Below are 26,126 nucleotides of genomic sequence, written 5' to 3'. Positions count from 1 at the left end.
TGCCGGTGACCAGCTTCGTGACTGTTGTTCGCTCCACATTCAGAGTCTCTGCCGCTTTGTTTTCAGTGGGCATAGGAATACCTCAGATGTATATTTGGTTTTTTTGGGGAGGGGAAAAACATGAGCAGCGCAGCGGATAGATTTTTTGCAACTGAATCTAATCAGAAAGTTTTATCTAACATGATGCATAAAGTGCGTGGTGGGTTGGATTCTATTAGAGATAGCGGAAACGATAAGCATAAGTTTCTGCTAGAGTTTATTGGGGTTACGCTTTTTCATATGCAAAGCAATCCAAGCAGTTTTGACGAAAGATGCATTATGAATATAGCTGCATTAGGTAGGCGTTTCGTCGATGAAATTAAAGGTTTTGATCTGACTGAAGAAAGTGCTGAATTTCTTTTTGTATATTGCTACAGATTTTTGATCGAGTATCAGATAAGCAGCCCTAATTCAATTGCTTCCGACTTACTTGAAGTCCTAACACGCGTTTCGGATTTTGAATATAGTTCCGTCGCCAGTCAAATCAGATACGCTGGCCATCAAATGTTGATTAATGTTGTACAGCATTACTTGTATCACCCGAGCCTGGTTTCCCTGAAAAATTTGCCGGAGGTAATTCAGCGCTCTGAAGCGCAACGGGAAAGTGCAGAAAAATCAATTACCGATAGGGAGACCAGAGTAAATGCTTTAGCGGAAAAGCTTGAGACATACGAGACAGCTTTCAATTTTGTCGGCCTTTACGCAGGCTTTAAAAGCCTTAAAACTTCAAAAGTGTCAGAGAGAAGGTGGAATTTTTTCTTTCTTCTTGTTCTTGGTGCAATGCTGCTCTTTCCCGTAATTATAAAATTTTCTAGTGTCTTAAATGGTTCAGTAAAAGCAGAGCCGGATTTAATTGGGCTCGCAGCACTGGCAGGATTGGAGTTGCTGCTGCTTTATTTTTTTAGAGTAGCACTTCAAAACTTTCGATCTATCAAAGCCCAGCTTCTTCAAATAGACCTTCGAATGACGCTCTGCCAATTTGTACAAAGCTATGCCGAATACTCAAAAGGTGCCCCTGATGGAAGCAAAGGGTTGCTGGAGCGTTTTGAGCAGGTTGTGTTTAGTGGCATCGTTAATGATGAAAGCGCGATTCCCTCCACGTTTGATGGTTTGGATAAGCTTGCAGAATTGGTGGGTAAAATCCGCAAGTGATTATGGTGGACATTAGTCGGCTGGCGTGATTCGTTGATATGGGGTATTACGGGTGACCGGCATGGAGCCGGATTAAGGAGTGAATATGAAAGTCAAATGGAAGAAAAATGATAGATTGAAGCCGCAAGTACTTATTGACAAGCTTAGAGAAATTACCACGGTTAGTAATGAAGGTCAGGTTAGTTACTCTGCTTTTGAAAAGCATGAAATAGACAGTGTTATGTTAACCATGCTGGATTTTGATGGTGATTTTAGTTACTCAACCACCAGATCTATTTTTATGGAAGCCCAAGCTTCTTTTGCAAAAGGTAGTGTATTCACGAAGGATTCATTTCTTCAGGAATTGAACGCTGCTGTAATAAGGCGCGGAAGGAAAAGAGAGGACACCTATGTAATGGCTACGTCTATCTCTCTTCGGGATGGATTTCCTATTAAGGCTATACTGACGAACAAAGCAGTTATAAAGTGCTATCCTACAGGCCTGCCAAAAAAATTTAATACTCGCGACAAGCTCAAGTGGACTAGCGATCTTGAGCCATTGCCTAAAGGGTATAGCTCAATAACTGTAACTTTAAAATCAAAGGATAAGATGGATGCGTTTCATTCGGCAATCTACGAATTAGATTATGTGAGGGGCGTTTTCTCCCTTTTGACCAATCCGGTATCCGAATTTAATTTCGGCAAACCTAAAATCGGCTCTTTAAATCGTATAGTGCTTGGAGGCTTACATTCGCTCCATCAAGAAAATGGAACGTTAGTTGATGAAAATTTGTTCTGGTATGAGAGAAATTATACGGTAATAAAGCCGACGATTGCCAAGTCGCGAGAAGCTATGGCGAAAGTTTCACGAGCTATATTTAAAAAGGTTGGAGCTCACGGAAATGCCTCAATAATTAAGTCTGCAATTGTGCGTTACGTCCGTGCATTTGATGAGCATGACAAAAACATAGTTATACTCAAGCTTTGGGCCGCGCTTGAGTCCATGGTTAGCCCTTCTGAAAATAATGCGGAGGCCATAGTTAGGCGCTGCTCTTTTATGTTTTCGGATCGGCCATATCACGCGCAAATCTTAGAGCATCTTAGGGAGTATCGTAATCGAAATGTACATACTGGCCATGAGGTGGAGAATTTAGATTACCATTGTTTTCAGCTTCAGATGTTCTTTAAAGAAGCAGTGCTTTTCTATATTAGTAATTATAATATATATCCAACACTAGCGGACGCGAATAGGTTTTTAGACCTGCCTAGTGGATTTGATGATTTAATGTACTTGAAAAAGTCAGTCGCCAAAGCTCTGAGATATCAACGGCACTACGATAAGGATGACTAAGTCTCTGCTTTGCCCACGAACTATCAGAGATAGTGAGCATCATTGTTATTCGTTGCCGTCGTCTTCGGTGTTCCTTTGGAGCGATTCGGCAAAGCCTACTTGCCGTAATTTGCGCGCCACGTTTTCAGATATCTCGAAACCGTGGCGCTTAATTTTGAATAGCGTGCTGGACTTATCAGCGCCCAGCGAGTGAGCGTGTGCGATCAGGCGCTAGATGGTCGCCCGGTTCTTCGTGTCACCCAATTCGGCGGTGAGCGCTTCGAGCCGGTCACGCATCCCTTGTCGGAAGTAGTGGCGGATCATGCCGGATGGTCCCTTGATATTCGGGGGCGCCGGCGGAAGATCCTCTGCACGACCATTCATCACCAGCAGTTGCACCGCTTCACTAACTTCCTCTATCTCATGCCAGCGCATCAGCTCATCGAGCATCTGCCGAGCGCCGTAGGGGACCGTGTGACGCAATTCCTGCTCGCCCAGTTCCTACCGCTTCTCGGCAAGCCTGGCTGTGCGTTCCTTCTGTTCGGCAGCCATGGCCTACCTCTTCGATTCCACTTGCCTGAATTGCCAGCCATGTTGGCCTGCGCCGAGCAGCGTCTATCTTGCTGATGCGCTTCACGGCGTTGCGTTGATCACTGGGGCCATCCTTCAATGTTGATCTTCTTGCCGTCGGCGCGAGCCTCAAGCAGCTGGGCGCGGTTGACCGCCGCCTTCCAGGTGAAGCACATTCCCATGACTTTGCCGGTGGAGCGCTCGACAACGTGATAAGCGCCGCTGCCCTTATTGATTACCTGGAAGCGAACCTCTTGCACGGGCTGCTCTTTACCGATCATGGCGTACATCGCGCTGGTGGCAATGGTTGCGCGGACACGGAGAGCCGCGAGCCCTTCGGCACGCTCTTGAATTGATTGGGGCATATCTTTTTCCTCGGTGTTTGAGTTAAGCGAGCAGCATCGGTTGTTCGGCGCGGCGTACCATCCTGACTTCTGCCGTACGGCGTTCTGGCACCCGGCGGTCACGACGCATTGACTCGTCACCGGTCATTGCGTGCATGGCGATCAGCGCCGCCAACACGAAGCACATGGGCGAGATGATCTGGCGGCGCATAGCCTCGGCAATCATGGCGGTCTGGCGGGTAACGCCGAGCTTGAACATGGCGCAGGAAAGGCGCTTCGCTACAGTGCAGGCTGCCACGTCGAACTGGCGGGCAATCTCTTTGGCCGTCATGCCCTGGGCGGCGGCCAATAGGTACTGAAGCTCTTTGGGCGCAAGGCCTCTACCGAGGTGACCCTTCCATGCGCCGTTGATGATTTCGCTCATCGCTGTGACTCCCGGTTGTTTTCCCGCTGCATCCGTCACCAGGTGCAGAAGTGAAATCTTCTGGTGTCGCTTGCCGGCTTCCCGCTACTGGCGTTGGTCACCGGCCCCATCAAGTTGTTTGTCCAGCCGCGGGCCTTTCGGCTTGTTCTCCCGCTGGATAACTCGTCTTGGCGCTTTACGCTGCGCGCCCGGGTCAGTTGCCAACCCTCTGAACCGTTGAGGCCGGTCCATCGCTGCCTTCCATCTGGCCGGTTGTTATCCGGCGACGACGAACAGTTAACCATCGGTTTATTAATTTGGTCAATACCGATGGTTAATTAATTTGTTTTGAGCAAAAAAAATCCCGCTCGAGGGCGGGATTTTTAGTGTCCGGGAATTATCACCAAAGGGCAGACGACCAGAAGACTCTTCCAAGTACCGCGATTTCGTTATTAAGCATGTCTGTCTGCGTATATTCCTCGTCCGGGTGCTCATCGCGGTTGAAGCTTCGCATTCTTATCCCGCCGCCAGGGAGGCGATAGAGGGTTTTGACTCGTAGCTGTCCACCGTGATCTAGCGCGTACATCTTCCCGTCAATGATGGATGTTGTCCCTCGATCTACGCCTACGGTGCTTCCATCAGGCAGCACTGGCTCCATGCTATTGCCCGCTACCGTTACGCAAACGGCTTCTGAAGGCTGCACGCCCTGGCGCCGCAGTGTCTTCTTTCCGAATCGCAGTTTCTGTTTTGGGGATCGCTCGATTGCGGTCCTTCCAGTTCCTGCGGACAGCTCCACTTCCTTAAGGAATGGCACGTAGACCTCATCATCATCCAGTGGCGTGTCGTCGTCCCAAACATCCATTGGACCTAGCAAAACCGCGTTGCTCTCCACGGCGGGGCGCTCTGGTGAAGCCCTGGTGAGCTTATCAATTTCCTCCGCAAGCCTTGGGCTAAATCGCTCAACCGGCACTTGCAGTTGCTCAGATAGTACGGCTGCAAACTGAGCGTTTAGTGGATTGATACCTTTGAAATACAGGTTCACAGCGGAAGGTGTCATTCCCGCCGCATCCGCGATTTTTCGCTGACTAAGTTTCAGTTCGTTTTTCTTTGCCAAGAAAAGTTCGTGAGCGGCAATGCACTCGGCAAGCCTATCGGGCGGGAGGATTCGCTTCTTCGTCATGCGCTCAATCTATAACCATTGGTTAACAGCTGGAAGAAACCATCGGTATTGAATAAAAATTAACAGATGGTTAATATCGCCCCATAGGAAATTCGAGGCACGACCATGAAAGAAAGCTCGCTCGATGAGTTTGTGGCCAGAAAAGGGCAGTCAGAAGCCGCGCGGCAGCTCCGAGTGTCACCGCCGGCTATTCACAAAGCCATATCGGCTGGAAGGGATATCCGAGTCATTGAGAATCCTGACGGAACATGCAGGGCTACAGAATTGCGTCCGTTTCCTTCTCAGGCCGCGAGGCTTGCAGTCGTCGATTGACGCAATTATCTGGTGATTTGCTCATGTCCGGAAGCGAGTACGTATCAGCTGTTAATTCATACAGTACATAGGAAGGGAATAGAGATGGGCAAGCAAAGCGAGGGCGTGACAGTAGTAGGTGCTAATGACGTTCAGGCAGGCGGTTACGTGATGGCCATCTATGAGGCTGAACGTTTGGAAACTCAAGCAAAGGCGCTGTATGCCAAGGCCGAGGCCTTGCGTGGACAGCGCCGTATTACCGTTTTGATCTCGTCAGATCTTGATGGGCTTGGTGTGCTTGTTCGAGTTGGCGGCAAAGTTGTTTCGACAGGGCCCGCTCGCTCTGCCGAGGAGGCATGCCAGATCGCGTATCACTTCATTCAGGGTTATCAACCACCACTTCGCCTGCCGCCGTTCGGTACACCTGTGGATCGAACACGATCTGAAATCTTGGAGGGTTCTGAAGGGATTGCCGGAACTGAACAAAACGTAGCCCTGAAAAGCTAATTTCAGCGCCCTCAGGCAGTTCACTTAGCTCTTTCAGGAGCCTCTCGCGACTGATCGTTGGAATTCTTTCATTTGTCATGTCCGGCCTCCCAGGCCTTTTCGTTCGGAAGCAAAAAGCTACCACGGATGCGTCGCCCCCATATCGCCTGAGTTGCAGGCATAAAAAAACCGCCTGGCAGGGCGGTTTAGTACAGCGTTTTAGCGAGGTCAATAATGATCAGAAACACCCCCCCAGTCAATAGTACTGGCGATGTCGCGACACTTCCCGGCGAGTCCGAAAAGGCGTCTCGACACGCAGTCACCAATCAATCCGCAGCGATGAATGCTGCCCTGATGATCAGCGGCCAGTATTCGCGTGCTTACAAGTCTCAATTCCGCCGGGAGTGCCTCGATTACTTGAAGGCGTCCCTGGCTCCTGCCCAGGATGTTCCTGCATGAGTACCATCATCATGAGCCTGTGCTGGCCGTTGCAAGGCATGAGCGGCCCGCAAAAGGCTGTACTGATTTCGCTGGCTGATAATGCAAACGACGAGGGTGTCTGCTGGCCTTCGGTCGCTCGCATCTCTGAGCGGACATGCCTCGCAGAAAGGACTGTTCAGGCCGCCATAAAGTGGCTCGGTCAAGTGGGCATTTTGTCTGTCCGGGAACGGATGGGCCGTTCGACGATTTACACCCTAACCCCCGCATCTTATGCACCCCCGCAGGCGGCGCACCCCGCAGCAGATGCACCACCACCCCCGCAGCTCACGGCACAAACCCCCGCAGCAGCCGCACCCAGAACCGTAATAGAACCATCAAGTGAACCATCACCTCTTGTTGGCGCCGAGCAAACAACGAAAATTTCGAAGCCGAAATGCCCAACCCAGGCAATCGTCGATTTGTTCAACGCAACGATCCCGGAGTTTCCCCGGGTCATGTTGTTGACCAAGGATCGGATTGCAAAGGTCAGCGCACGTTGGAACGAAAGCGATGTTCATCAGGATCTCAGTTTCTGGGCCGAGTACTTCGCCCTGGTGCGCTCCAGCGAGTTTCTGATGGGCAAGGTCTCGGCTTCTGGCGGTAACCCTTTCCGCTGCAACTTCGATTGGCTGATTGCCCCGAGCAACTTCGTGAAGGTCGTTGAGGGCAATTACAATGCGTGATCCCTACAGCCTGGAAGCCGAACACGGTGTGCTGGGGGCGATGTTCCTACGCCCTGAGCTGATTGACGTACTGGCCGCCGACCTGGTGCCCGAGGACTTTTACTACGAGGACAACGCTGAGCTGTATCGCGGGATTTTGGCCTTGCACGGTGATGGTCATCCCGTCGACATCGTGACGGTCGGGGTTTATGTGGGTGATCTGCCTGGTGGTGCGAGTTCGTTTGCCTACGCCGCAGAAATTGCCCGCAATACGCCCAGTGTTGCAAACGCCGCTTCCTACGCCGCAACTGTTCGTGAGCGAAGCCTGGATAGGTCGATCATCGAACTGAGCGTGCGGATCAATGACATCGCCTACGGGGACCAGCCAGCGGCTGACAAGGTCGCAGCGGTACAGGCTGAGTCCCACGCCATCGACAGCCAGTCGGCAACATCCGAGGTGGTCAAGGCTGAGGACTTCCTCAACGACTACATCGAGGTGCTACAAGCTCGGGCGGATCGAGGCGATGAAATTGACGGCTTGTCCACGGGTATTCCTGATTTGGACGAGAAGCTGCAAGGCCTCAAGCCTGGCCAACTGATCATCATTGCTGGCCGCCCGGCCATGGGCAAAACCACGCTCGCCATGAATATCGCGTCTCACGCGGCTATCCGTGATGGCAAAAGCGTGATGGCGTTCAGCCTGGAAATGGATAACACGGGCCTGATGGATCGCTTCATGGCGTCCGAAGGGCGTGTGCCTTTGCAGTTGATCAAAAATGGCAAGGCCCCAAACACCCACGGCGCCGAGCTGATGAGTGCCGCCGGCAAGCTCAAAAAGTCGAACCTGTTCCTGTCGGATCGCGCGTCGATGTCGATGAATCGACTGCGCTCGGCCGCTCGCCGCCATAAGCGTCGGTATGGCTTGGACCTCATTGTCATCGACTACCTGCAATTGGTGGAGTCCGACTCGCGCACGTCCAGCCGTGAGCAGGAAGTCAGCCACATGACGCGCACCGCGAAGCTTATGGCTCGCGAGCTGGGTGTCCCGGTGATTCTGCTCAGCCAGCTCTCCCGCAAATGCGAAGAGCGTCCGAACAAACGCCCGCTTTGTTCTGACCTGCGCGAATCCGGCGCCATTGAGCAAGACGCCGACATCATCCTGTTCGTGTATCGCGACGAGGTCTACCACGAACACTCCGAAGCGAAGGGCATTGCCGAAATCATCATTGGCAAAGGCCGAGATATCGCCGGTGGCACGGTCCGCGCCGCCTTCCTGGGTCAGTACAGCCGATTCGAACAGCTCGCGGCTGGCTGGGTTGAGCCTTTCAAACCAACAAAAGTCACCAGCATGGCTGATCGCTACAACAAGGAAAAATTCTGATGGCTGAATCACGCCTTGCCGTTCCCGCTCCTAAGTTATACCGCTACGCGGTGTTTTGCTGCTCCTCCAAGATAGAACTGGGGAGCACGCCAGACCATGCACTGGCGCTGTTTTTCGATAAGGCCATGGCCATTCGATACGGTGGTTCGATGTGGCCGTCTACGTATGAGGTTGTCGACCTTCTTGATCCAGAGGAGGGCACGTTTTGAATACGCAAATCCAAACCCTCACGGTGAAGCTGTCGGATGCCGAGATCGCGCGCAATGCCAAGCTTGAACATGTGCGCGACCTTCGGGACGCCAGTCACCCGGCGCTGCATTTTCGATTTGCGAAGAACCGCACGCGTGGCTCTTGGTACTTGCTCCACAAGCGCCAATGGCACCTTATCGGGCACTTCCCCGACCTGAGCAGCAAGCAGGTGGTCGCGGCGCTGCCGGCGGTGCGCCTGCGTGTGGCGGCTGACGGCGCGGCCAGTGTCTCGGGCTGGCTGACCGTGGGTGAGCTGCTCGACTGGTTCGGTGAGCGCATGGCCAAGTCGCGGGCACTGTCCGAGAAGCGCCGTGCTGCTATCAAGTCTGCGATCAGTTGCCAGCTCAAGCCGCGACTGAATGATCTGCTGCTCAACGACGTCAACGCCCAGACCTTGGACAAGCTGTTGATGTGGCCGGCCCAGGCCGAACTGTCGCTGTCGTATGTGCAGCAGCTGTTTCGTCTCGTCGTCATGGCCTTCCGCCAGGCGCGCAAACTGGACCTGATCCCCTTAAATCCGATGGCCGAGCTCAAGTTCAGCAACTTCACCACGGCGCGCATCCAGCCTAAGGCCGCACGCCTGCGTGATGTTCAGTTGCCTGAGTTGGTGGCACTGCTGGCTGAGCGCTTCGACAGTGCACCGGGTGACGCCGTGCTGGCCTTGATGATGCTGTGCCACGGCACCCGGATCGGCGAGACCCGTCAGGCCCGTTGGGCCGACATTGCGCTGACAGAGCGCGAGTGGTTCCTGCCGGCCGAGCACACCAAGACGAAGACTGAGCTGCGCGTGCCGCTGACCGATCAGGTGTGCGGGCTGCTGCGTCGTTACCGTGACCGCCAGGCCGCCCAGGGATATGAGGGGGCTTTCCTGTTCCCGTCGCGCCGTGGCAAGCCGCTGAGTGATAACCAAGCCAGTGCCGTGTTCACCCGGTTAGGGCAGGGCGCCTGGACCAGTCACGACTTGCGCAAGGTGGCCCGCACCGCCTGGACTGACCTCGGCGTCGACGGACATATCGGCGAGATGCTGCTCAACCACTCGCTGGGCAAAATCGCCTCCACCTACATCAACACCCAGGCCAAAGAGCAGCGCCGCCTGGCATTGGTGAAGTGGCATGACTGGTTAGATGAACGTGGCTTCAAGGCGATTCACGAGCAGACAGGCGTTAGATATGAAGATTCGCAAAACCTCGTAGGCGCCTTGAACGGCGGGGCCTGCGAGCCAGAACCACAATTTGTTAAGGGCGAGGTTTTAAAGCGTGCAGAAACGAAAGGGGCCTGGCTTTAAGCGGCAACGGATCGAGCTTGAACCCTGCTCGATCTGCAAGGGTAAAGCGGTAGTAGCCGGGGTGTTTTATGAGTTGGTTTGCACGGATTGCAATGGTTCAGGTTGGGTTGTTCAAGGGACGAAGTTGGTGCTTTCAGTAGACGAGCTGGTAACCCAATTGAGTTTCAAATTGCAGCGGGCACAGGGTGAAGTTTTGGCATTAAAGGCGCCTCCAACACCGACAGGGCCGCAGAGCCATTACGAGCAACCAAACCGTCTGGGAGCAGGCGGAACAAATTACACAGGGGATTGAGAGCATGATGATTCGTAAGCCGGCTGGCCGGCCATTGGGGGATACCGAATACCTGCTTGAACAGTGGGGATGGTGGAGAATGGACGGAATGGGGGTGCCTGGTTATACGTCTCCAACTTTGGCGCTGATGAGGCAGGCGGTAGCACAGGTATCAGCTAGTAGAAATTACTGCATAACGGACGATTGGGCCGTAGCTATCGATAATGCTGTGGCGAAGCTCACTCACCGGGATCAGCAGATGGGCGATGTACTTTGGTTGTACTACGGCGAAAAATGGCCAATGTTGCGGGTGGGGAAGCATTTCGGACTCAGTGAAGGAAAAGCGCGTGAGTTGGCCCGGGCAGGCGCTGCTTGGGTCGATTGCGCGCTCAGTCACAAGCGAGATGCCGCATAGCTGATTCAATTCTGTGGAATCCTATACTAAGGTCGAGCTTGCGTATCGTCGGTGTAAAGCTACCTTCACAGGTAGCTTTACCCGGTGGGAAGTGGAATGCCCCTCTCACGCCAAATGCTGTGATCGATTTTTCCCAACAATAAATATTTTTGCAGGGACGTAAAATGGCAGTCGTAATCACCTTCGATCTTAAAAATTATAAACGTAACGACCACTCGCGCTTGAAGTCGATGTTTGAACGCTTCGGTTGGGAGAATTTAGGCGGGACGGCTTATCGGTATCCACGACTAGGAACAGACGATCAGCCCGTTGAGGACTGGCTCAATCATGTTGTTCCGGCAATGATGTTATTTCGTGCCTTCCTCACTAATCACTCTTCCGTTGTGTTGACTCGTTTTACGATCGATACAGATTCTTCGGCGGGCTACAATCCTAAAACTGGCTTTGGTAGCGGTCCTTTACCTGCCGCATCTGCCGCTCACTACTCTCCTGTCAAAGGACATTTTGGCAAAAAGCAGCTTCGGAATTGGTTAGATAATATCCCTTACCCCTATTGAATAAGCGAATATTAAAAATTACCTTTTCCGCACGGAATAGATTTGTTTTTATAGCAGCGTGTGTTGCTGTGAACGCAGCGAGACGCCTCAAAAACCCGGCCACTGAGCCGGGTTTTTTTGTTCCTATTTTCAAGCCCTGCGATTCAGTGGGGATTTTTTGTTTTCGGCCCCACGACTGTCTCCTTGCCTAAAGCGGATGCCGGCGACGTGGAGGCCGACCTATTTGAGGACTCAAGATGAACTCCGAGCATCAGGCATTGACCGATGTACCTCTATGGTTGTTGGTTCTGCTGAGCCTCGCCGGTTTGTCTGGAGAAATGCTTCGCGCATCAGGTAGTGACTTGGGGCTTCGCCAGATCCTTCAGCGAGTAGCACTGCGCTTTCTCGCTTCGGGCCTGCTGGGTATGGCTACGCTGCTGCTCGCAATGGCCCTTTGGAACAACCTTTACCTCGCAGCCGGCTTGGGCATCGTGATCGCCGTGATAGGGGCAGACGTTGCCGGAGGCCTATACACGCAATTTTTGGCACGCAAGGCGGGCGTTAGCGGCTCAACTTCAGGTGGCATAAATGGCGGTCAATAGTTCCGGAAAACAACTCGTGTCAGAGCGCTTTAGCGTTTCACCAAATGCAATACCGGCCTTGATCGTCCAGCAATATTTTCGCGCCTAGCGGTGCACTCGCTTAGTAAACGAATTTGTTCTCTATAGATCGCCATAGCATCCCTGAGTTCTTCAAGAATTTTGATGAAGTCTGGGTCGTGTACAAGCGGCGTGTCCCTTATTTGCATCACTGCTTCAGCAAGCAGTCGATAGTTGGTAGCGACCTTGTCTAAATCGCTCTTGATTTTTTCTACGTTCATGGTGTGTACCAACCTTTGCCCCGGATTATTCATTATGTCGGCGGGTGCTTAAGTGAAACGAGTTTGTACGACGAACGGTTGTAACAAACCTATAGAATTTTTCAATAGCTGTACGACCGCCAAGTTGCGGCCTATCCAGGTAAGGCTGTATGCCGCCTTGAGCGATGCCTTCTGCCGCAATCTTATGGGCTCTCACCCTCGCCACGAAGGCGGCTGCAAACCGCGCGTCCAAGCTTCCAGCGCTGCGCGAGGCCGGATAGATAACGTAGGTGATTTTTGGCTCCTGATGCCGGCGCTATGGACGCGGCTTTAGGTCATGCCGTTAACGGTCAGTAGATAGATAGAACAAGGGGAGACGATGTTCAAGGTCGACATGTCGCTGGACGCGTTCCCTGTTTCTGCGGGTATGCGGGAGCTAGAGAAAAAGCACATTCCATTTGTGATGGCTCGCACCGCGACCTTACTGGCCCAGCGGGTCAAGAAGGGCACCATCACGGTAATGCAGAAACGCCTGGACCGGCCCACCCCGACCACGCTGAACAGCCTGTTCGTAAAAATGGCCACCAAAGCGCGAGCCGCTGAGGTCTACTTCAAAGACTCATGGGCGTCGGGCATTCCTGCCGACACTTACCTTCAGCAGGCGGTGAGTGGTGGACTGCGGCCTCACAAGCGTTTTGAGAAATCGTTGATTGCACGCGGCATCATGCGCAGTGGCCAATACGCCGTGCCCACCACGGCTTTTATGAATCAGTACGGCAACGTGTCACGCGGCACGATGCTGAAGATCCTTTCGGGCCTAGGTGCTGCTGAGTCGACGCGGGGCTATCAGGCAAACGCCAGTGGCAGTGCCCGAAGTCGGCGCAAGGGCAACGCCCATCGTTTTTTCTCGGGTGATGTTGACGGCACGCAGGGTGTTTGGGAGCGCAAGTCGATGGGCATGGGCGATGCGGTGCGGCCGGTGTTCATCTTCAGCGAGTCAGCGCCCAGGTATCGAACCGTTTTCCCGTTCTTCAAGATCGGGCAGAACATCGTCAACGCGAACTATCAGGCTGAAGCAGCCACCGCCTGGGCTGAAGCGATGGCTACGGCTCGTTGATGGCTATAGTCGACGGGAAGTCAGAGAAAAGGTGAAAAAAGTGGCCTTTTCTTCGATTTCATCGACTTTTTTGCTTGACAGGTAGGCCGGGACGAAAAACTAAAGGTACTCCCGGACCCCCACCCCTCATGGGGGTAATTCGGGCCCCGCGTCTTCGCTATATATGACCCATTTTCAAAGGTTGGTTGTTGTGTAGTTATGGCTAATCAATCGATCACCCGTAAACCCGAGTGGCTGAACAAGTCGCGCATGGCGGACAGCCTCGGGATTACCACGCAAGCCTTCGATAAATGGGGGGTGACGCCCATCGCCAAGATCGGCCGAGAGTCGTTTTACGACGTGCGTTCTGTGCTGGATAACCGGCTGGTTCACAAGGGCGAGAAACAACAACCGCTCGATGACGACGGCCAACCCATCGATCCGCTGATTGAGTACAAACAAGCGCAGCAGAAACTGCGGTTGACCACTGAGCAAGCCGACGCCCAAGAAATGCGTAATCGGGTGAAAGCCAAAAAGCTGGTGCCGGTGGATTTCTGCCTGTTCGCCCTGGGCAAGTTGAGCGCGATGCTCGGCTCAACCCTGGACACCATTCACATCAAAGTGAAACGCAAGCACCCGGATATCGAGGTGCGTCACATCGAGGCTATCCAACGTGAAATAGCCGTTACGCGGAACGAAGCGGTCAACCTGGCCGACACCTTGCCGGAGCTTCTAGATGAGTTCGTCGAAGCCCTGGATGAGGGCGCTGATTGATAGCGTCCGTAAGGGCCTAACCGGTCTCTACAAGGAACCGCCACTGACGGCGGTTGAGTGGGCCGATAAGCACTTTTACCTGTCCTCCGAGTCGTCCTATCAGGAGGGGCGCTGGACCACGGCGCCGTTTCAGGTTGCCATTCTTAATGCGATGGGCAATGACCTGATCGCTGTAGTCAACGTGCTGAAGTCCGCACGGGTTGGCTATACCAAGATGCTGGTAGCCAATAAGGGCTACAAGATCCAGCACAAGAAACGCAACGTGTTGTCCTGGTGCCCGACCGATCCGGACGCCGACACCATGATGAAGCGCCACATCGAAACGATGATCCGCGACGTTCCTCTAGTGCGCGCTTTGGCGTCCTGGTATGGGGTGAAGCACCGGGATAACACCCTGGACGAAAAGCGTTTTGATAACTCGAAAATGCTTTGGTGTCTGGGCGGTAAGGCGGCGCGAAACTACCGGGAGAAAAGCCCTGATGAAGTGATCTACGACGAACTGTCAAAGTTCGACGCTGATATCGAGGGTGAGGGCTCCCCGACGATGCTGGGGGATAAGCGCCTTGAAGGTGCGACGTTCCCTAAGTCGATTCGCGGGTCAACGCCTGGGGTGATCGTTGCCGGCGGTGAGGACGACGAGTCAGTGGGGGAGGGCTGCCAAATCAGTCGGGCGGCTGATGAATCACCGCACTTCCTGCGGTTCAACATCAAATGTCCGTGCTGCGGCACAGAGCAGCATTTGAAATGGGGAGCCTTCGACAAGCCTTACGGCATGCGCTGGCGTCTCGATGGATACGGCCAGGTAGAGAAAGCCTGGTACTTGTGCGAGTCCGGCAACGGTTGCACGTTCGAATACCACGAAATGATCCAGGCGTCAGTTGCTGGTCGCTACATCTGCGAGCGCCAAGGTATTTGGACCCGCGACGGGATGGAGTGGTTTTCCGCTGATGATCAGCCGATCACCACGCCGCGATCTGTCACGTTCCACATCTGGACCGTGTATTCCGAGTTCGTTACTTGGGCTTCGGTGGTCAGCGAATGGCTGAAGGTCGGCAAGGACCGGGGGAAGCTCAAGACCTTTATCAACACCACCCTGGGCGAGGCCTGGGAAGAGGACCAAGGCGAAAAACTGGAATGGGAAGTGCTGGCCAAACGGCGTAGCAACTATCTGAAGGTACCCGCCCGGGGCGTCGCGCTGTTCGGCGGGATTGACACGCAGGATGACCGTTATGAGGGCCGTGTTTGGGCCTTCGGCGCCGGTGAGGAAGCGTGGCTGGTTCACCGTTGGGTGCTAACCGGTGACCCTGCAAGCGTTGAGCTGCGCAAGAAAGTGGGCCAGGAAATACGACGCCAGTTCACCCGCGTAGACGGCACGCTAATGCGTGTAGAGCGATGGTGCTGGGACTCCGGCGGCCACTACTCGGACGAAGTGCGGAAGGAAAGTAAAAAGCACGGCGTCACCTGGGTTATCCCGGTGTTCGGCGCTGCGACCTACGGCAAGAAGATTGCCACCTTCCCGAAGAAAAAGACCAAGGGCGACCGGGTTTACCTCACTGAGGTAGGCACGGACAACGCCAAGGAGCTGATCTACAGCCGCTTGAAAATCGAGCCGGACGGCGACCGCCCGGTGCCTGAGTGCATCCACCTGCCCCTTAACGAGCTGGTGTGTGACGAAGACGAAATGAAGCAGCTGACCAGCGAGCGTAAAGAATGGGTGGTCTCCAAAGGCCGCCGTGTTCAGCGCTGGACCAGCGGCCGCCGCCGCAATGAAGCCCTCGACTGCTTTGTGTATGCGCTGGCCGCCCTGCGGATCAGTCAGGAGCGCTTCGGCCTGGATCTGGAGCAGCTGGCCTTAGAAGCTCAGTTCGTTCCGGCCACGGGCGCGTGGGAGGTGCCGGAATTGCCCGACGTGAATGAGCCAAAAGAATCAGAGCCGCCGATTGAGTCGGCGCGGCCTGAGCCCCCATCAACTCAAGCCGACGCCCCTGGCGACTGGCATAACGTGGAAAGTAACGGATGGCTATAAACGCGCAGGAGATGCTAGACAAGTATCTGGAGGCAGAGGCCGCCATTCTGCTGGGTAAAACGACCATTTTTAATGGTCGCACCCACACCATGGCCGAGCTGCCGCAAATCCAAGCAGGTCGACGCGAATGGGAGCGCCGGGTTAACGCCCAGCGCGACGCCGCGCAAGGCAGTCCGGGTTATGCCCTGGCTGAGTTCCGTTGAATTTCCTCGACCGCTGCATTGCGGCGGTTAGCCCTGGCGCTGGGCTCCGGCGCCTGGCGGCACGTAGCGGCATTCAAGCCTTTGAGGCTGCCGAGGTCACGCGTACACACAAGGCGAAGCGACAAACGCGAAGCGCTGACAGCTCGTTGCAACGCGACGCTGAATCGTTGCGCGGCCAGGCTCGAAAGTTGGACGAAGACCATGACCTGGTGACGGGTATTTTCGACCGGTTGGAAGAGCGGGTGGTGGGTGGTGCCGGGATTGCGGTGGAACCGTTGCCACTGGATCACGCCGGCAATATTAACCTGGCGTTCGCGGCGCAAATCAAAGACCTGTGGGCCGAGTGGTCCTTGCGGCCGGAAACGTCAGGGGAGTTGACCCGGGCACAAATGGAACGCCTGGTTTGCCGCACCTGGCTACGCGACGGCGAATCGTTGGCTCAGCAGCTATTGGGCAAGGTGCCCAACTTCAAGCACTTGCACAAAGTGCCTTTTACCCTGGAGTTGCTGGAGCCTGATTACCTGCCCTGGAGCTACAACGACGAATCGAAAGGGATTTGCCAGGGCATCACACGCGACGCCTGGCGCCGTGTCGTTGGATACAACCTGCTTAAACGTCACCCCGGCAGTGCCTTGGGTTTCAGCATGTCGGTGGATACCAAGTTCGTGCCGGCTGATCGGATGTTGCACATCGCGTACCGCAAGCGAATTGGGCAGAACAGGGGCCAGCCTCTGTTGCACGCCGTGTTGACGCGCTTGGCGGACATCAAGGACTACGAAGAAAGCGAGCGCGTTGCTGCCCGTATCAGCGCGGCCCTGGCGATGTTCATCAAGAAGGGCTCTACCGACGACTACGTGGTCGCGCCTACGACTGCCGGCAAGGACGGCCAGGCCACCGGTGCCCGAAGTATTCCGATTGCCCCGGGAATGGTGTTTGACGGGCTTCTGCCCGGCGAAGACGTGGGGATGATCGAAAGCAACCGGCCCAGCCAGTTTGTGGAGAGTTTTCGCAACGGTCAGTTGCGCGCGGTTGCGGCGGGTACGCGCATTGGCTACTCCACGGCGACGCGCAGTTACACGGGCACTTACTCGGCCCAGCGTCAGGAACTGGTGGAGTCACAACTGGGTTACGACCTGCTGCAGCACGAATTCATCGACTACTGGTCGCGCAAGGTTTACCGGGCCTTTATCGAAATGGCGTTGGTCAGCGGCGTACTTGTGCCGCCAGGCGACGTAAATATGGATTCGGTGTACGGCGCGGCTTATCAGGGGCCGGTGATGCCCTGGATTAACCCGGTGCATGAGGCGACCGCCTGGGATGCGCTGGTACAGGGTGGTTTTGCCGATGAGGCCGAAGTGATCCGAGCGCGTGGGCGAAACCCGCAAGAGCTTAAGCGTTCGCGTCAGGCGGAAATCGAAAGCAACCGAGCAAAAGGGCTGGTGTTCAGCTCCGACGCCTATCACAAGTTCTACGGGAAAGTGACCGTCAATGCAGACCTATCAAGCGAAAAATAGAAAGCGTGAAGCGCCGGCGCTGACGATGCCCAGGGCGTCGGTTCAGTCGTCGGTTTCGTCCGTGATTACGGCGGCAAACCAGCCAGTGGAGAGTTGGTACTCAATGCGCGCCATGGCGCGCGGTAGTGTCGAGATCCTGCTGTATGACGAGATCGGCGGATGGGGTATCACCGCCAAGCAGTTTGCCCAGGATCTGGCCGCCTGTGGTGACGTGTCACAAATCAATCTGCGCATTCACTCGCCCGGTGGCGATGTCTTCGCCGGTATGGCGATTTACAACACGCTCAAGGCCCACCCGGCCCGCGTAGATGTGTACATCGACGGTCTGGCGGCTTCGATGGCCAGCGTGATCGCGATGGCGGGCGACAAGGTGTACATGCCGACCAACGCAATGATGATGATCCACAAGCCCTGGGGTGCGCAGGGCGGCGATGCGGATGACATGCGCCGCTATGCCGACCTACTCGACAAGGTTGAAGGGACGTTGGTACAGGCCTACGTCAGCAAGACCGGCAAGAGCGCGGAAGAAATCCACGCGCTGTTGAAGGATGAAACATGGATGGATGGCAGCGAGGCGGTGGCAGCCGGCTTCGCTGATCAGTTGATTGATCCGCTGGTAGCTGCCGCACAACTCAAATCGAAACGCATGCAGGAGTTTGAACACATGCCGCCAGACGCTTTTAACAATCTGATGAACCCGCGTAACCAAGTACCTGCCCCGGCTCCAGCTCCAGCTCCAGCACCTGCTCCGGCAAATTCTTTGTCGGCTGATCAGATTCGCGCCCAGGTCATTGCCGAGGAAGGCGTGCGCCGTACCGGCATCACTGCCGCTTTCGGCGGTTTTGCGACGGCTCATGCTGAGCTGTTGCAAGCTTGCGTAGCTGACATGGCCTGCACTGTTGAAAGTGCCCGAGCGCAGCTGTTGGCTAAGTTGGGCGAGCAGTCCACGCCGTCGAATATCCCAGGCCTGCACGGTCATATCTCCAACGGTAATCTGGTTGGCGATTCTGTGCGTGCGTCCCTGGAAGCGCGTATCGGTATCACCGCAATCGAGGCCAGCAACGGTCTGAACCACATGAGTATGCGCGAGCTGGCCCGGGCATCCCTGACTGAGCGCGGCATTCTGGTGGCCACGCTCAACCCGATGCAGATGGTTGGCCTTGCCTTCACTCACAGCTCCAGCGACTTTGGGCAGATTCTGCTGGATATCTCCGGCAAGTCGGTGTTGCAGGGCTGGGAGGAAGCACCGGAGACGTTCCAGCTCTGGACCAAAAAAGGCCAGTTGAGCGACTTCAAAACCTCTTCGCGTGTGGGCCTGGGCGAGTTTCCGAGCTTGCGCGAAGTGCGCCCGGGCGCCGAGTACAAGCACATCACCTTGAGTGATCGCGGCGAGCCGATCACGCTGGCCACCTATGGCGAGCTGTTTTCGATCACCCGTCAGGCGATCATCAACGACGACCTGTCGTTGTTGAGTGATGTGCCTTACAAGATGGGCCAGGCAGCGCGTGCGACCATCGGCGATTTGGTCTATGCGGTACTGACCAGCCCGCCGAAGATGCGCGACGGTAAGTCGTTGTTTGATGCTTCACGCAAAAACAACGCAGCCGGTCCGGCGTCTGAGCTGTCCATTGCCAGCTTGATCGCTGGTAAGACTGCGATGGCATCGCAAAAAACCCAGGTTGACGGTGGCAAACCTCGCACCTTGAACATTCGCCCAGCCTACGTGCTGACCCCGGTTGCCCTGGAAGACAAGGCCAACCAAATCATCAACTCGGCCTCTGTGCCGGGCGCTGATGCTAACTCTGGCATCATCAACCCGATTCGCGGCTTTGCCAAAGTGATCGGTGAGCCGCGTCTTGATGATGCGTCGGCAACGGCCTGGTATATGGCTGCCAAGCAAGGCAGCGACACCATTGAAGTGGCTTACCTCAACGGTATTGACACCCCGTACGTGGAGCAGCAAAACGGTTTCAGCGTCGACGGCGTAGCCAGCAAGGTACGTATTGACGCCGGCGTTGCGCCATCGGACTACCGTGGCCTGTACGGCGCTGCCGGTAAGTAATAACCGCGTTCCCTGAGAACCCCGCCAAGTGCGGGGTTTGTTGTTTTTGCGTTCTGGAGAATTGAACGATGTCTAAGAATTATCAAGGCGCCGGGCAGACGGTCACCTTTACTTCGCCAACTGCTGGGACGACTTCCGGCGTTCCGCTGGCTATTAACTCCCTCGTGGTGGTTCCGATGGATACCACCAAGAAGGGCGAGCCGTGCGTGGGTGCCGTGGGTGGTTCGTGGCTGCTGCCGGTTACCGGTGCCCTGAAGCTGGGCGCCAAGGTCAGTTTGTTGGCTGGTGGGTTGGTCGCAGATGGCACAGCAGACGCTGTTCCGTTCGGTAAGTTGCTGACTGACGCGTCTGGCGGCTTCGCTGAAGCCCTGTTGATCCAGTAATGGCCGGTGGCTTTCGGGCCCTGGCTGATCGCATGGACGCCTTGGCGGTTGAACGCCTGGGCGATCCGGCGACGCTTGCTGACGGTCGTGGTGTCTTCGGCGCGTTTGCCTCCCCCTTTGTCGGCGCCGAAATCGGCGGCGGGAAAACCGGTGCTGCACGCTTGGGCGGGGCAATCAATGCCGACGAGGTGTTAGAGCCCACCCTGACCGCGCGTGTGGTCGACGTGCAGGGCGTCAAGAAGGGCGACCATTTAACCATTGAGCTGCCGTCCCTGTTGGGCGGCGGCCGTTACAAGGTTGTCCGTCTGAAGCCCGATGGTTCCGGCATGGTCGACTTGGTGTTGAGCGTATCCAATGAGCGAACTGACGACATTACATGATGCGATCACTCGCATTATTAGCGAACAGATGCCCCGGGTTGTGCATGTTGAACAGTTTCCCGAATTGGGTGCCGAGGTTATGACGCCGGCGCTGTTGTACGGGATCACTGATATGGCCCCGGGTCAGGATCGGGGAGAGGGGAAAACGGCGATCATTGGTCGTTTCCAGTCCTGCATTCTGGTGGAGGCAGACCGGCCCAAGGCATCGCTCCAGGCCGCTATCTTGGCTGGCCAACTGATGACGGTGCTAAAAGATCAGTGGTGGGATTTGGATTTTGTTACCGGCCCGCCGGCGCAGGTCCACGCCCAGCCTGAGGCCCCGACGCCTGAACTTGAACAATTCGTTATGTGGTCCGTGCAGTGGGTTCAGCCGTTTGAATTGGGTGAGTTCACGTGGCCATGGCCTGATGAGTCCCCAGGCGGCCCCATGGCCCCTGCAGGAGAGTTCACCAGTGATACCGGTCCCGTTTACCCCGAGGAACCGGTATGAGCTACGCCAGTGCCGAACATGACCGCATGATTGCCGCGATGTTGATGCCCTGCGTGGTGGTCGGTGTGGATCTGGCGGCACCGGCGGTGCGTGTCAGCAATGGCGAATGGACAAGCGCCTGGGTGCGCTGGCACAGCCTGGCGGCCGGTAAGGCTCGGCACTGGCGGGCGCCCAGCCTTGGCGAACAAGGGGTGTTGTTCAATCCCAGCGGCCAGGCGGGCATGGGCACGTTCATCCCGGGGCTGTATGGCAATGCCGGCGGGCCGCCGGATAACCGCGACCACGTGGAGGTTTGGCGCTTTGACGATGGTGGCTCTCTGGTTTATGACTGGGAGGCTAAGACCTACACAATCACCCTGCCTATCGGCACGGTCACTATCAAGGTGGGTAGCACGGTAGTGACCGTTACGGATAACGCAGTGAACGCCACGGTTGGCGGCACAGAGTTCGACCTAGCGCCTGGTTGGGCGGCGGTTAAATCGCCTCAAATATCGTTGATCGGCGCGGTTGAGATTGATGGCCCGTTACACGTAACGCAGAACATCACCGGCGCCGCCGATATCCTGGCGGCCGGTAACAGCGACAACCACCACCAGCATTAACCCAAATCACCTACAGCCCGCCGCGTGCGGGCTTTTTCATGCCCGGAGAAAATCATGGCCAAGACCATCGACAAGCCTGCAACTGAAGAACAATCCACTACTTCGCCGGCGTCTTTGACGTTCCGCGATCTGCTCTACACGTCGCGCACGCTGGTTGTGCCCGGCACTGATCGTACTTACCCGGTGGCCAAAGGCCTGGTGGTGGTGCCGGAGTTCGATAAGGAGGCTGTGGCCTTCCTGAAGGCTCATAGCGAATACGCCGCCCAGGAGGGCTAAGCCAGATGATCGGAATGGATCGCCACACCGGGCAACCCATATCCGGCATCGAGCATCTGCGACAGTCCATTGCCGACATCCTGAGTACCCCTTTAGGCAGTCGCCGGCAACGGCCGGAGTACGGCAGCAAGCTACGCCTGTTCGTTGACTTGCCAATCAATGCTGGTTGGAAAAGTGCGGTACAGGCCGAGGCTGCCCGTGCACTTGGGCGGAGTGAGCCCCGCTTGAAACTTGAGCGTGTGACGGCGCTGTCGCTGCTGGACGGGAAAATAAACATGAGCGTTGCCGGCGAGTACCTGGGCGACAGCTTTGTCTTGGAGGTAAGCGTATGAGCATCGTGGACTTGTCGGCCTTGCCGGCGCCGGAGGTGCTTGAGCCGCTGGACTTTGAAGAGGTCTACGACGAAGGGCTGTCAGCATTCCGCACCTATATGGGTGACAACTGGGATGCCGCGCTTGAAAGCGATCCTGTTACCAAAGTTCTGGAGGTGGGGGCTTATATCAAGGTTGGTAACCGGGCCCGGGTTAACGATGCATGCAAGGCGCTGCTGTTGGCTCACGCTATCAAGGGTGACCTCGATCAGTTGGGCGCGAACGTCAACCTGAAACGCCTGGTGATTCAGCCCGAGGATCTGCTGGCGGTCCCGCCGGTGGCTGAAGTACTTGAGGATGATGATTCCTTTCGTGAGCGTATCCAGTTGGCCTATGAAGGGCTGACCACTGCGGGGCCGCGTAACAGCTATATCCTGCACGCGCGTAACGCGTCGGGCTTAGTGCGGGATGCCACGGCGGAAAGCCCGATGCCGGCGAGCGTTACCGTAACAGTGCTGAGTACCGAAGGGGATGGGACGGCCACGCCGGCGCTGTTGGCCACGGTGGCCAAAGCCCTCAATGACGACGACGTGCGGCCGCTGGGCGACCGGGTGACGGTCCAGGGCGCCGAGATTCTCAATTACCGCATTGACGCGGTTCTACACATGAACAGCGCCGGGCCAGAAGGTGACGCGGCCCTGGCCGAAGCCCGAAGCCGCCTTTCGAAATGGATTAACCCGCGCAAACGCCTCGGCGTTGAGGTGGCGCGCTCTGCTGTGGACGCCCAGGTGCATGTTGCCGGCGTTTCTCGTGTTGAGCTGCCCGGGTGGGTCGATCTGTCACCCACAAGCGCCCAGGCCGCTTACTGCACCGGTTACGACGTGAGGTTGGCGGATGAAAAGCCTACTGCCCAGCAATAGCACACAGCTAGAGCGGGCCATGGAGGCAGCGTTCTACGAGAAAACCATTGTTCCTTTGCGCACGCTCTACAACGCCGATACGTGTCCGGCTCATTTGCTGCTGCATCTGGCGTGGGCCTGGTCTGTTGATCGTTGGGACTATCGGTGGAGCGAGGCGACCAAGCGGGCCGCCATCAGGGCCTCGTATTACATCCACAAGCACAAAGGCACGATTGGCGCACTGCGCCGCGTGGTCGAGCCGCTGGGTTACCTGATCGAGGTCGTGGAGTGGTGGCAGACCGCGCCCGAGGGAGTGCCGGGAACGTTCGCGCTGAAGGTCGGTGTTCTGGACACCGGCATTACCGAAGAAATGTACCAAGAGCTTACCCGGCTCATTGATGACGCCAAGCCCGTCAGTCGGCACATGACCGGCCTGGCGATCAGCCTGGAAACCACCGGTTACATCGGCATCGGCGCCTGTGTAAGCGAGGGTGAAGTGATCGACGTTTACCCACCAACCCCCCGCGATATCGAGGTGACCGGCACTTATGGCCTGGTCATGTGTATTGATGAAGTTGACACCCTGGACGTGTATCCATGATTGATCAGAACAGTCAGTTTTTCGCCATCCTCACGGCAGTAGGCGAGGCGAAACAGGCAAACGCTACCGCCCTGGGCCAGCCCTGGACGTTCGCCCAAATGGCCGTTGGGGATGCCAACGGCACAGACCCCATTCCAAACCGCACCCAAACGCGCCTGATCAACGAATGGCGCCGCGCTCCCGTGAATCAGGTGCGTACCGATCCGGCAAACCCGAACATCATCATCACCGAGCAGGTGATCCCGGCCGACGTGGGCGGAAAGTGGATTCGGGAAATCGCTCTGTACGACGCGGACGGCGACATGGTGGCTGTGGCCAACTGTGCCCCGAGCTTCAAGCCTTTGCTGATGCAGGGCACCGGCAAGACTCAAATCATTCGGATGAATTTCATCGTCGCGAATACCGCGAGCGTGGTTCTGAAGATTGACCCGGCGATTGTCCTGGCGACCCGTGACTACGTTGACACCCAGATTGTTGAAGCCATAGCAAAAATGGACTTCAAACATTCGGTATTGGTGGCCACCACGGCCAACATAGCCTTGAGCGGTTTGCAGACCATCGACGGCGTGCTGTTGCCTGCGGATGCGCGCGTGCTGGTGAAGAATCAGACGGCAGCCAAGGAAAACGGCCTGTACGTGGTTTCTTCAACGGGCGTGTGGAGGCGCGCCCAGGACGCGGACACTAGCGTCGAGGTGACGCCGGGGTTGTTCGTCAGTGTCGAAAAAGGCACAGCCAACGGCGACAGCGTTTGGCAGCTGGTGACGGATGCGCCGATTGTCCTGGGCACTACCGCCCTGGCCTTTGAAATGGCCGTGGGCCGAACCGGCGTCAGCGCGGGCTCTTATGCCAATGTAACCGTCGACAAAAACGGCAGGGTGATCGCCGGCACTAACCCGACGACGTTGGCCGGTTATGGAATCACAGATGGTCTGCAAAAAGGCTATGTCGGCCTTGGAGGGAAAACGGCAGCAATAGGCGATATCGAGAAGATCACCTTGGAGGGTGGGTTTTATTCTTTTACCGCAGGTGAGACGGGCTTCGGGAACTACGTATCTCTCTTAAAGTTTCCGTACACCACTGACGATTATGGCGCGCAGTTGGGGTTCAAGTACGGCAGCGACGAGCCTGAGATTCTCGTTCGTTCGACCAAGGAGTCGGGGAAGTGGGGTAAAACTCGCGCGCTGTGGCACGGCGGAAACTTCGACCCCTCTAAAAAGGCGGACAAGGCCACGACGCTGGCCGGTTACGGTATTACCGACGCTGTTCCTGCTGATCGCATCGTTGTATCAACGCTTGCCCCAAAGGCTGACGAAGGGGCGGTGGGCACTATCTGGCTTCAGGTGGAAACATGAATTTTCACGTAAAGACCGATTCAGGGTTTAAGGCTGGAATCATGCCCCGCGCAAAGCTGGTCGATGGCTGGCGCGAGGGTGAAATTCTATGGGTCAAGACCGCCGCGGGCTGGAAAACGGCCTGGCGCCGCCGCATCGTCTACACGAATCTTGTGGACCTGGCAGACACCAGTATTTTTGCCCTCATGGGGTCGCCGACAAAGGCTCGCGAGTACGTATTTATCAATAAAGCGGTGCTGCGGGGGGTGTCTGCTGCTGCGCTGCGCACTGGTGTGTTTCCTGCTGGCTCGACACTGTTGGTGATTAACCAGGGGTATATCAAGGGCGCCGGCGGCGCCGGCGGTACAGCGGCAGAGGGTCAGCCAGGCAATCACGGTCTCTTGCTTGAATTCCCCACGACCTTGGATAACTCAGCCGGATATATACAGGGCGGCGGCGGTGGCGGGGGCTTGGGACAGCACCGTACCTTCAAATCGGATGGGTCTAGAAAAACGGGTTACGGCGGCGCTGGTGGCGCTGGCGAGGGCATTAGCGCTGCGAAGCCTGGGGCGCCAGGGCAAGCGATATCGGATGACGGTGCAGGCGGTTACGGCGGCACCGGCGGCGCTGCCGGCGTTGCTGGTTTGGCGGGCAATGTTGGGTGGTCAAACAGTAACTATGGCACTGCCGGGCCGTGGGCCGGCGGTGCGTCAGGTGCCGCGATTGTTACGGGGGGTAATGCCTTAACTTTCGTGGCGGGTAATTCTGCTGACCGTGTTAAGGGGGTTGTATCTTGAGTAAGTTTTCAATTGTTTCAATCTCCCCGGAAATGGGGACGATGGTCATTAACTGGGGTTCGGCAACCCTGAATCATTTTATCCCTGTCGAGTTAGCCGGGGCTGATAGCCTTTCGGTTGCGGAGATCGAGGAGCAAATTGAGGCGATGCGCCCTGTGGCGCCTGACCCCGTGAAAGTGCCGGCCACTTTGGCGGCAATGGTTCAGCCTGTAGCGCCCGACCCGGATGCACTTGAGCGCGCCTGGCGCGACGCCGAGTTGGCTTCGGTAATGTGGTTGCGTGAGCGGCACCGTGACCAGATCGAAATTTCGGCCCAAACCACGCTTAGCGCCGAGCAGTTCGAGGCTCTGCTGGTGTACATGCAGGCCCTGCGCGACTGGCCCCAGTCGCCGGACTTCCCGGATAGCGAGCATCGCCCGGTCGCCCCGGCGTGGGTCGCCGACCAAACCGAATAACGCCCCGCACTGAC

Annotated in this window: 33 protein-coding genes; 28 read left to right on the top strand and 5 right to left on the bottom strand. The window is 56.2% G+C overall.

Translation table 11 applies throughout. The features are described from left to right. Nucleotides 1-120: 120 nt before the first annotated feature. The gene (locus WBR57_RS01590) at nucleotides 121-1,191 is read left to right on the top strand and encodes a hypothetical protein (protein WP_424081503.1); all 1,071 of its coding nucleotides are present in this window, start codon (nucleotides 121-123) and stop codon (nucleotides 1,189-1,191) included. An 85-nt stretch (nucleotides 1,192-1,276) separates the two neighbouring features. Continuing rightward, on the top strand, nucleotides 1,277-2,521 hold the full coding sequence (locus WBR57_RS01585; RefSeq protein WP_424081501.1) for a hypothetical protein: 1,245 nt from the start codon (nucleotides 1,277-1,279) through the stop codon (nucleotides 2,519-2,521). A gap of 210 nt (nucleotides 2,522-2,731) precedes the next feature. Here the strand turns inward: WBR57_RS01585 and WBR57_RS01580 are convergent, their stop codons facing one another. The 4 genes from WBR57_RS01580 to WBR57_RS01565 all read right to left on the bottom strand — a co-directional run bounded on the left by WBR57_RS01580 (nucleotide 2,732) and on the right by WBR57_RS01565 (nucleotide 4,997). Next, nucleotides 2,732-2,950 (bottom strand): hypothetical protein, encoded by a 219-nt coding sequence (locus WBR57_RS01580; RefSeq protein ID WP_424081499.1) that lies wholly within the window; start codon nucleotides 2,948-2,950, stop codon nucleotides 2,732-2,734. Nucleotides 2,951-3,150: 200 nt separating this feature from the next. Then, nucleotides 3,151-3,435, bottom strand: a complete 285-nt coding sequence (locus WBR57_RS01575; RefSeq protein ID WP_424081497.1) for a hypothetical protein — start codon at nucleotides 3,433-3,435, stop codon at nucleotides 3,151-3,153. Nucleotides 3,436-3,457: 22 nt separating this feature from the next. Then, nucleotides 3,458-3,838, bottom strand: a complete 381-nt coding sequence (locus WBR57_RS01570; RefSeq protein WP_424081495.1) for a LuxR C-terminal-related transcriptional regulator — start codon at nucleotides 3,836-3,838, stop codon at nucleotides 3,458-3,460. Nucleotides 3,839-4,217: 379 nt separating this feature from the next. Beyond that, a complete protein-coding gene (locus WBR57_RS01565) occupies nucleotides 4,218-4,997 on the bottom strand; it encodes a S24 family peptidase (RefSeq protein ID WP_424081493.1) in 780 nt (259 codons plus the stop codon). Between the two features lie 105 nt (nucleotides 4,998-5,102). Between WBR57_RS01565 and WBR57_RS01560 the strand changes: the two genes are divergently transcribed. The 9 genes from WBR57_RS01560 to WBR57_RS01520 all read left to right on the top strand — a co-directional run bounded on the left by WBR57_RS01560 (nucleotide 5,103) and on the right by WBR57_RS01520 (nucleotide 11,655). Continuing rightward, complete coding sequence (locus WBR57_RS01560; RefSeq protein ID WP_263273528.1) at nucleotides 5,103-5,309, top strand: Cro/CI family transcriptional regulator; 207 nt, start codon at nucleotides 5,103-5,105, stop codon at nucleotides 5,307-5,309. Nucleotides 5,310-5,393: 84 nt separating this feature from the next. Continuing rightward, complete coding sequence (locus WBR57_RS01555; protein ID WP_424081491.1) at nucleotides 5,394-5,795, top strand: hypothetical protein; 402 nt, start codon at nucleotides 5,394-5,396, stop codon at nucleotides 5,793-5,795. A gap of 434 nt (nucleotides 5,796-6,229) precedes the next feature. Continuing rightward, nucleotides 6,230-6,937, top strand: coding sequence for a helix-turn-helix domain-containing protein (locus WBR57_RS01550; RefSeq protein WP_424081489.1), 708 nt, complete (start codon nucleotides 6,230-6,232; stop codon nucleotides 6,935-6,937). Next, nucleotides 6,930-8,297, top strand: a complete 1,368-nt coding sequence (gene dnaB / locus WBR57_RS01545) for a replicative DNA helicase (RefSeq protein WP_424081487.1) — start codon at nucleotides 6,930-6,932, stop codon at nucleotides 8,295-8,297. The genes WBR57_RS01550 and dnaB overlap by 8 nt, the downstream gene beginning before the upstream one ends. Continuing rightward, a complete protein-coding gene (locus tag WBR57_RS01540; RefSeq protein WP_424081485.1) occupies nucleotides 8,297-8,506 on the top strand; it encodes a hypothetical protein in 210 nt (69 codons plus the stop codon). Before dnaB ends, WBR57_RS01540 begins: the two co-directional genes overlap by 1 nt. Beyond that, nucleotides 8,503-9,831 carry a tyrosine-type recombinase/integrase gene (locus WBR57_RS01535; protein ID WP_424081483.1) on the top strand — a complete coding sequence of 443 codons (1,329 nt, stop codon included), beginning with the start codon at nucleotides 8,503-8,505 and terminating at the stop codon, nucleotides 9,829-9,831. Before WBR57_RS01540 ends, WBR57_RS01535 begins: the two co-directional genes overlap by 4 nt. A 296-nt stretch (nucleotides 9,832-10,127) precedes the next feature. Beyond that, on the top strand, nucleotides 10,128-10,517 hold the full coding sequence (locus WBR57_RS01530) for an antiterminator Q family protein (RefSeq protein WP_424081481.1): 390 nt from the start codon (nucleotides 10,128-10,130) through the stop codon (nucleotides 10,515-10,517). 164 nt (nucleotides 10,518-10,681) lie between these two features. After that, a complete protein-coding gene (locus WBR57_RS01525; RefSeq protein ID WP_424081479.1) occupies nucleotides 10,682-11,074 on the top strand; it encodes a hypothetical protein in 393 nt (130 codons plus the stop codon). Nucleotides 11,075-11,310: 236 nt separating this feature from the next. Next, on the top strand, nucleotides 11,311-11,655 hold the full coding sequence (locus WBR57_RS01520; RefSeq protein WP_424081477.1) for a phage holin family protein: 345 nt from the start codon (nucleotides 11,311-11,313) through the stop codon (nucleotides 11,653-11,655). Between the two features lie 29 nt (nucleotides 11,656-11,684). Here WBR57_RS01520 and WBR57_RS01515 read toward each other — a convergent pair whose 3' ends face one another. Further along, nucleotides 11,685-11,933 (bottom strand): hypothetical protein, encoded by a 249-nt coding sequence (locus WBR57_RS01515; protein ID WP_424081475.1) that lies wholly within the window; start codon nucleotides 11,931-11,933, stop codon nucleotides 11,685-11,687. 358 nt (nucleotides 11,934-12,291) lie between these two features. Between WBR57_RS01515 and WBR57_RS01510 the strand changes: the two genes are divergently transcribed. The 17 genes from WBR57_RS01510 to WBR57_RS01430 all read left to right on the top strand — a co-directional run bounded on the left by WBR57_RS01510 (nucleotide 12,292) and on the right by WBR57_RS01430 (nucleotide 26,112). Then, nucleotides 12,292-13,029: a hypothetical protein gene (locus WBR57_RS01510; protein WP_424081473.1), complete on the top strand. Its 738-nt coding sequence runs from the start codon at nucleotides 12,292-12,294 to the stop codon at nucleotides 13,027-13,029. A gap of 198 nt (nucleotides 13,030-13,227) precedes the next feature. Beyond that, on the top strand, nucleotides 13,228-13,782 hold the full coding sequence (locus WBR57_RS01505) for a terminase small subunit (RefSeq protein ID WP_046035594.1): 555 nt from the start codon (nucleotides 13,228-13,230) through the stop codon (nucleotides 13,780-13,782). Beyond that, nucleotides 13,745-15,808, top strand: a complete 2,064-nt coding sequence (locus WBR57_RS01500; protein ID WP_424081470.1) for a phage terminase large subunit family protein — start codon at nucleotides 13,745-13,747, stop codon at nucleotides 15,806-15,808. Before WBR57_RS01505 ends, WBR57_RS01500 begins: the two co-directional genes overlap by 38 nt. Next, nucleotides 15,799-16,011, top strand: a complete 213-nt coding sequence (locus WBR57_RS01495) for a primosomal replication protein PriB/PriC domain protein (RefSeq protein WP_424081468.1) — start codon at nucleotides 15,799-15,801, stop codon at nucleotides 16,009-16,011. Before WBR57_RS01500 ends, WBR57_RS01495 begins: the two co-directional genes overlap by 10 nt. Next, nucleotides 16,008-17,525, top strand: coding sequence for a phage portal protein (locus WBR57_RS01490; protein ID WP_424081466.1), 1,518 nt, complete (start codon nucleotides 16,008-16,010; stop codon nucleotides 17,523-17,525). Before WBR57_RS01495 ends, WBR57_RS01490 begins: the two co-directional genes overlap by 4 nt. A gap of 25 nt (nucleotides 17,526-17,550) precedes the next feature. After that, nucleotides 17,551-19,587 (top strand): ClpP-like prohead protease/major capsid protein fusion protein, encoded by a 2,037-nt coding sequence (locus tag WBR57_RS01485; protein ID WP_424081538.1) that lies wholly within the window; start codon nucleotides 17,551-17,553, stop codon nucleotides 19,585-19,587. 68 nt (nucleotides 19,588-19,655) lie between these two features. Beyond that, complete coding sequence (locus tag WBR57_RS01480) at nucleotides 19,656-19,970, top strand: DUF2190 family protein (protein ID WP_424081464.1); 315 nt, start codon at nucleotides 19,656-19,658, stop codon at nucleotides 19,968-19,970. Beyond that, nucleotides 19,970-20,350, top strand: a complete 381-nt coding sequence (locus WBR57_RS01475; protein WP_046035599.1) for a head-tail joining protein — start codon at nucleotides 19,970-19,972, stop codon at nucleotides 20,348-20,350. Before WBR57_RS01480 ends, WBR57_RS01475 begins: the two co-directional genes overlap by 1 nt. Continuing rightward, the gene (locus WBR57_RS01470) at nucleotides 20,325-20,840 is read left to right on the top strand and encodes a hypothetical protein (protein WP_424081462.1); all 516 of its coding nucleotides are present in this window, start codon (nucleotides 20,325-20,327) and stop codon (nucleotides 20,838-20,840) included. Before WBR57_RS01475 ends, WBR57_RS01470 begins: the two co-directional genes overlap by 26 nt. Next, on the top strand, nucleotides 20,837-21,442 hold the full coding sequence (locus WBR57_RS01465; RefSeq protein ID WP_424081461.1) for a phage baseplate assembly protein V: 606 nt from the start codon (nucleotides 20,837-20,839) through the stop codon (nucleotides 21,440-21,442). The genes WBR57_RS01470 and WBR57_RS01465 overlap by 4 nt, the downstream gene beginning before the upstream one ends. A 54-nt stretch (nucleotides 21,443-21,496) precedes the next feature. Further along, nucleotides 21,497-21,718, top strand: a complete 222-nt coding sequence (locus WBR57_RS01460) for a hypothetical protein (RefSeq protein ID WP_424081460.1) — start codon at nucleotides 21,497-21,499, stop codon at nucleotides 21,716-21,718. Between the two features lie 5 nt (nucleotides 21,719-21,723). Further along, complete coding sequence (locus WBR57_RS01455; RefSeq protein ID WP_424081458.1) at nucleotides 21,724-22,050, top strand: GPW/gp25 family protein; 327 nt, start codon at nucleotides 21,724-21,726, stop codon at nucleotides 22,048-22,050. Continuing rightward, nucleotides 22,047-22,949, top strand: a complete 903-nt coding sequence (locus WBR57_RS01450) for a baseplate assembly protein (RefSeq protein WP_424081456.1) — start codon at nucleotides 22,047-22,049, stop codon at nucleotides 22,947-22,949. Before WBR57_RS01455 ends, WBR57_RS01450 begins: the two co-directional genes overlap by 4 nt. Continuing rightward, the gene (locus WBR57_RS01445; RefSeq protein ID WP_424081454.1) at nucleotides 22,924-23,529 is read left to right on the top strand and encodes a phage tail protein I; all 606 of its coding nucleotides are present in this window, start codon (nucleotides 22,924-22,926) and stop codon (nucleotides 23,527-23,529) included. The genes WBR57_RS01450 and WBR57_RS01445 overlap by 26 nt, the downstream gene beginning before the upstream one ends. Further along, nucleotides 23,526-24,881, top strand: coding sequence for a phage tail protein (locus tag WBR57_RS01440; RefSeq protein ID WP_424081452.1), 1,356 nt, complete (start codon nucleotides 23,526-23,528; stop codon nucleotides 24,879-24,881). The genes WBR57_RS01445 and WBR57_RS01440 overlap by 4 nt, the downstream gene beginning before the upstream one ends. Beyond that, nucleotides 24,878-25,657: a hypothetical protein gene (locus WBR57_RS01435; protein WP_424081450.1), complete on the top strand. Its 780-nt coding sequence runs from the start codon at nucleotides 24,878-24,880 to the stop codon at nucleotides 25,655-25,657. The genes WBR57_RS01440 and WBR57_RS01435 overlap by 4 nt, the downstream gene beginning before the upstream one ends. Further along, nucleotides 25,654-26,112 carry a phage tail assembly chaperone gene (locus tag WBR57_RS01430; protein ID WP_424081448.1) on the top strand — a complete coding sequence of 153 codons (459 nt, stop codon included), beginning with the start codon at nucleotides 25,654-25,656 and terminating at the stop codon, nucleotides 26,110-26,112. The genes WBR57_RS01435 and WBR57_RS01430 overlap by 4 nt, the downstream gene beginning before the upstream one ends. Nucleotides 26,113-26,126: the final 14 nt, after the last annotated feature.

The sequence above is a fragment of the Pseudomonas sp. genome (assembly GCF_049590575.1).
Classification (GTDB): domain Bacteria; phylum Pseudomonadota; class Gammaproteobacteria; order Pseudomonadales; family Pseudomonadaceae; genus Aquipseudomonas.
Note: the sequence above shows the minus strand (reverse complement) of the source record. Positions and strands in the feature narration are given on the sequence as shown.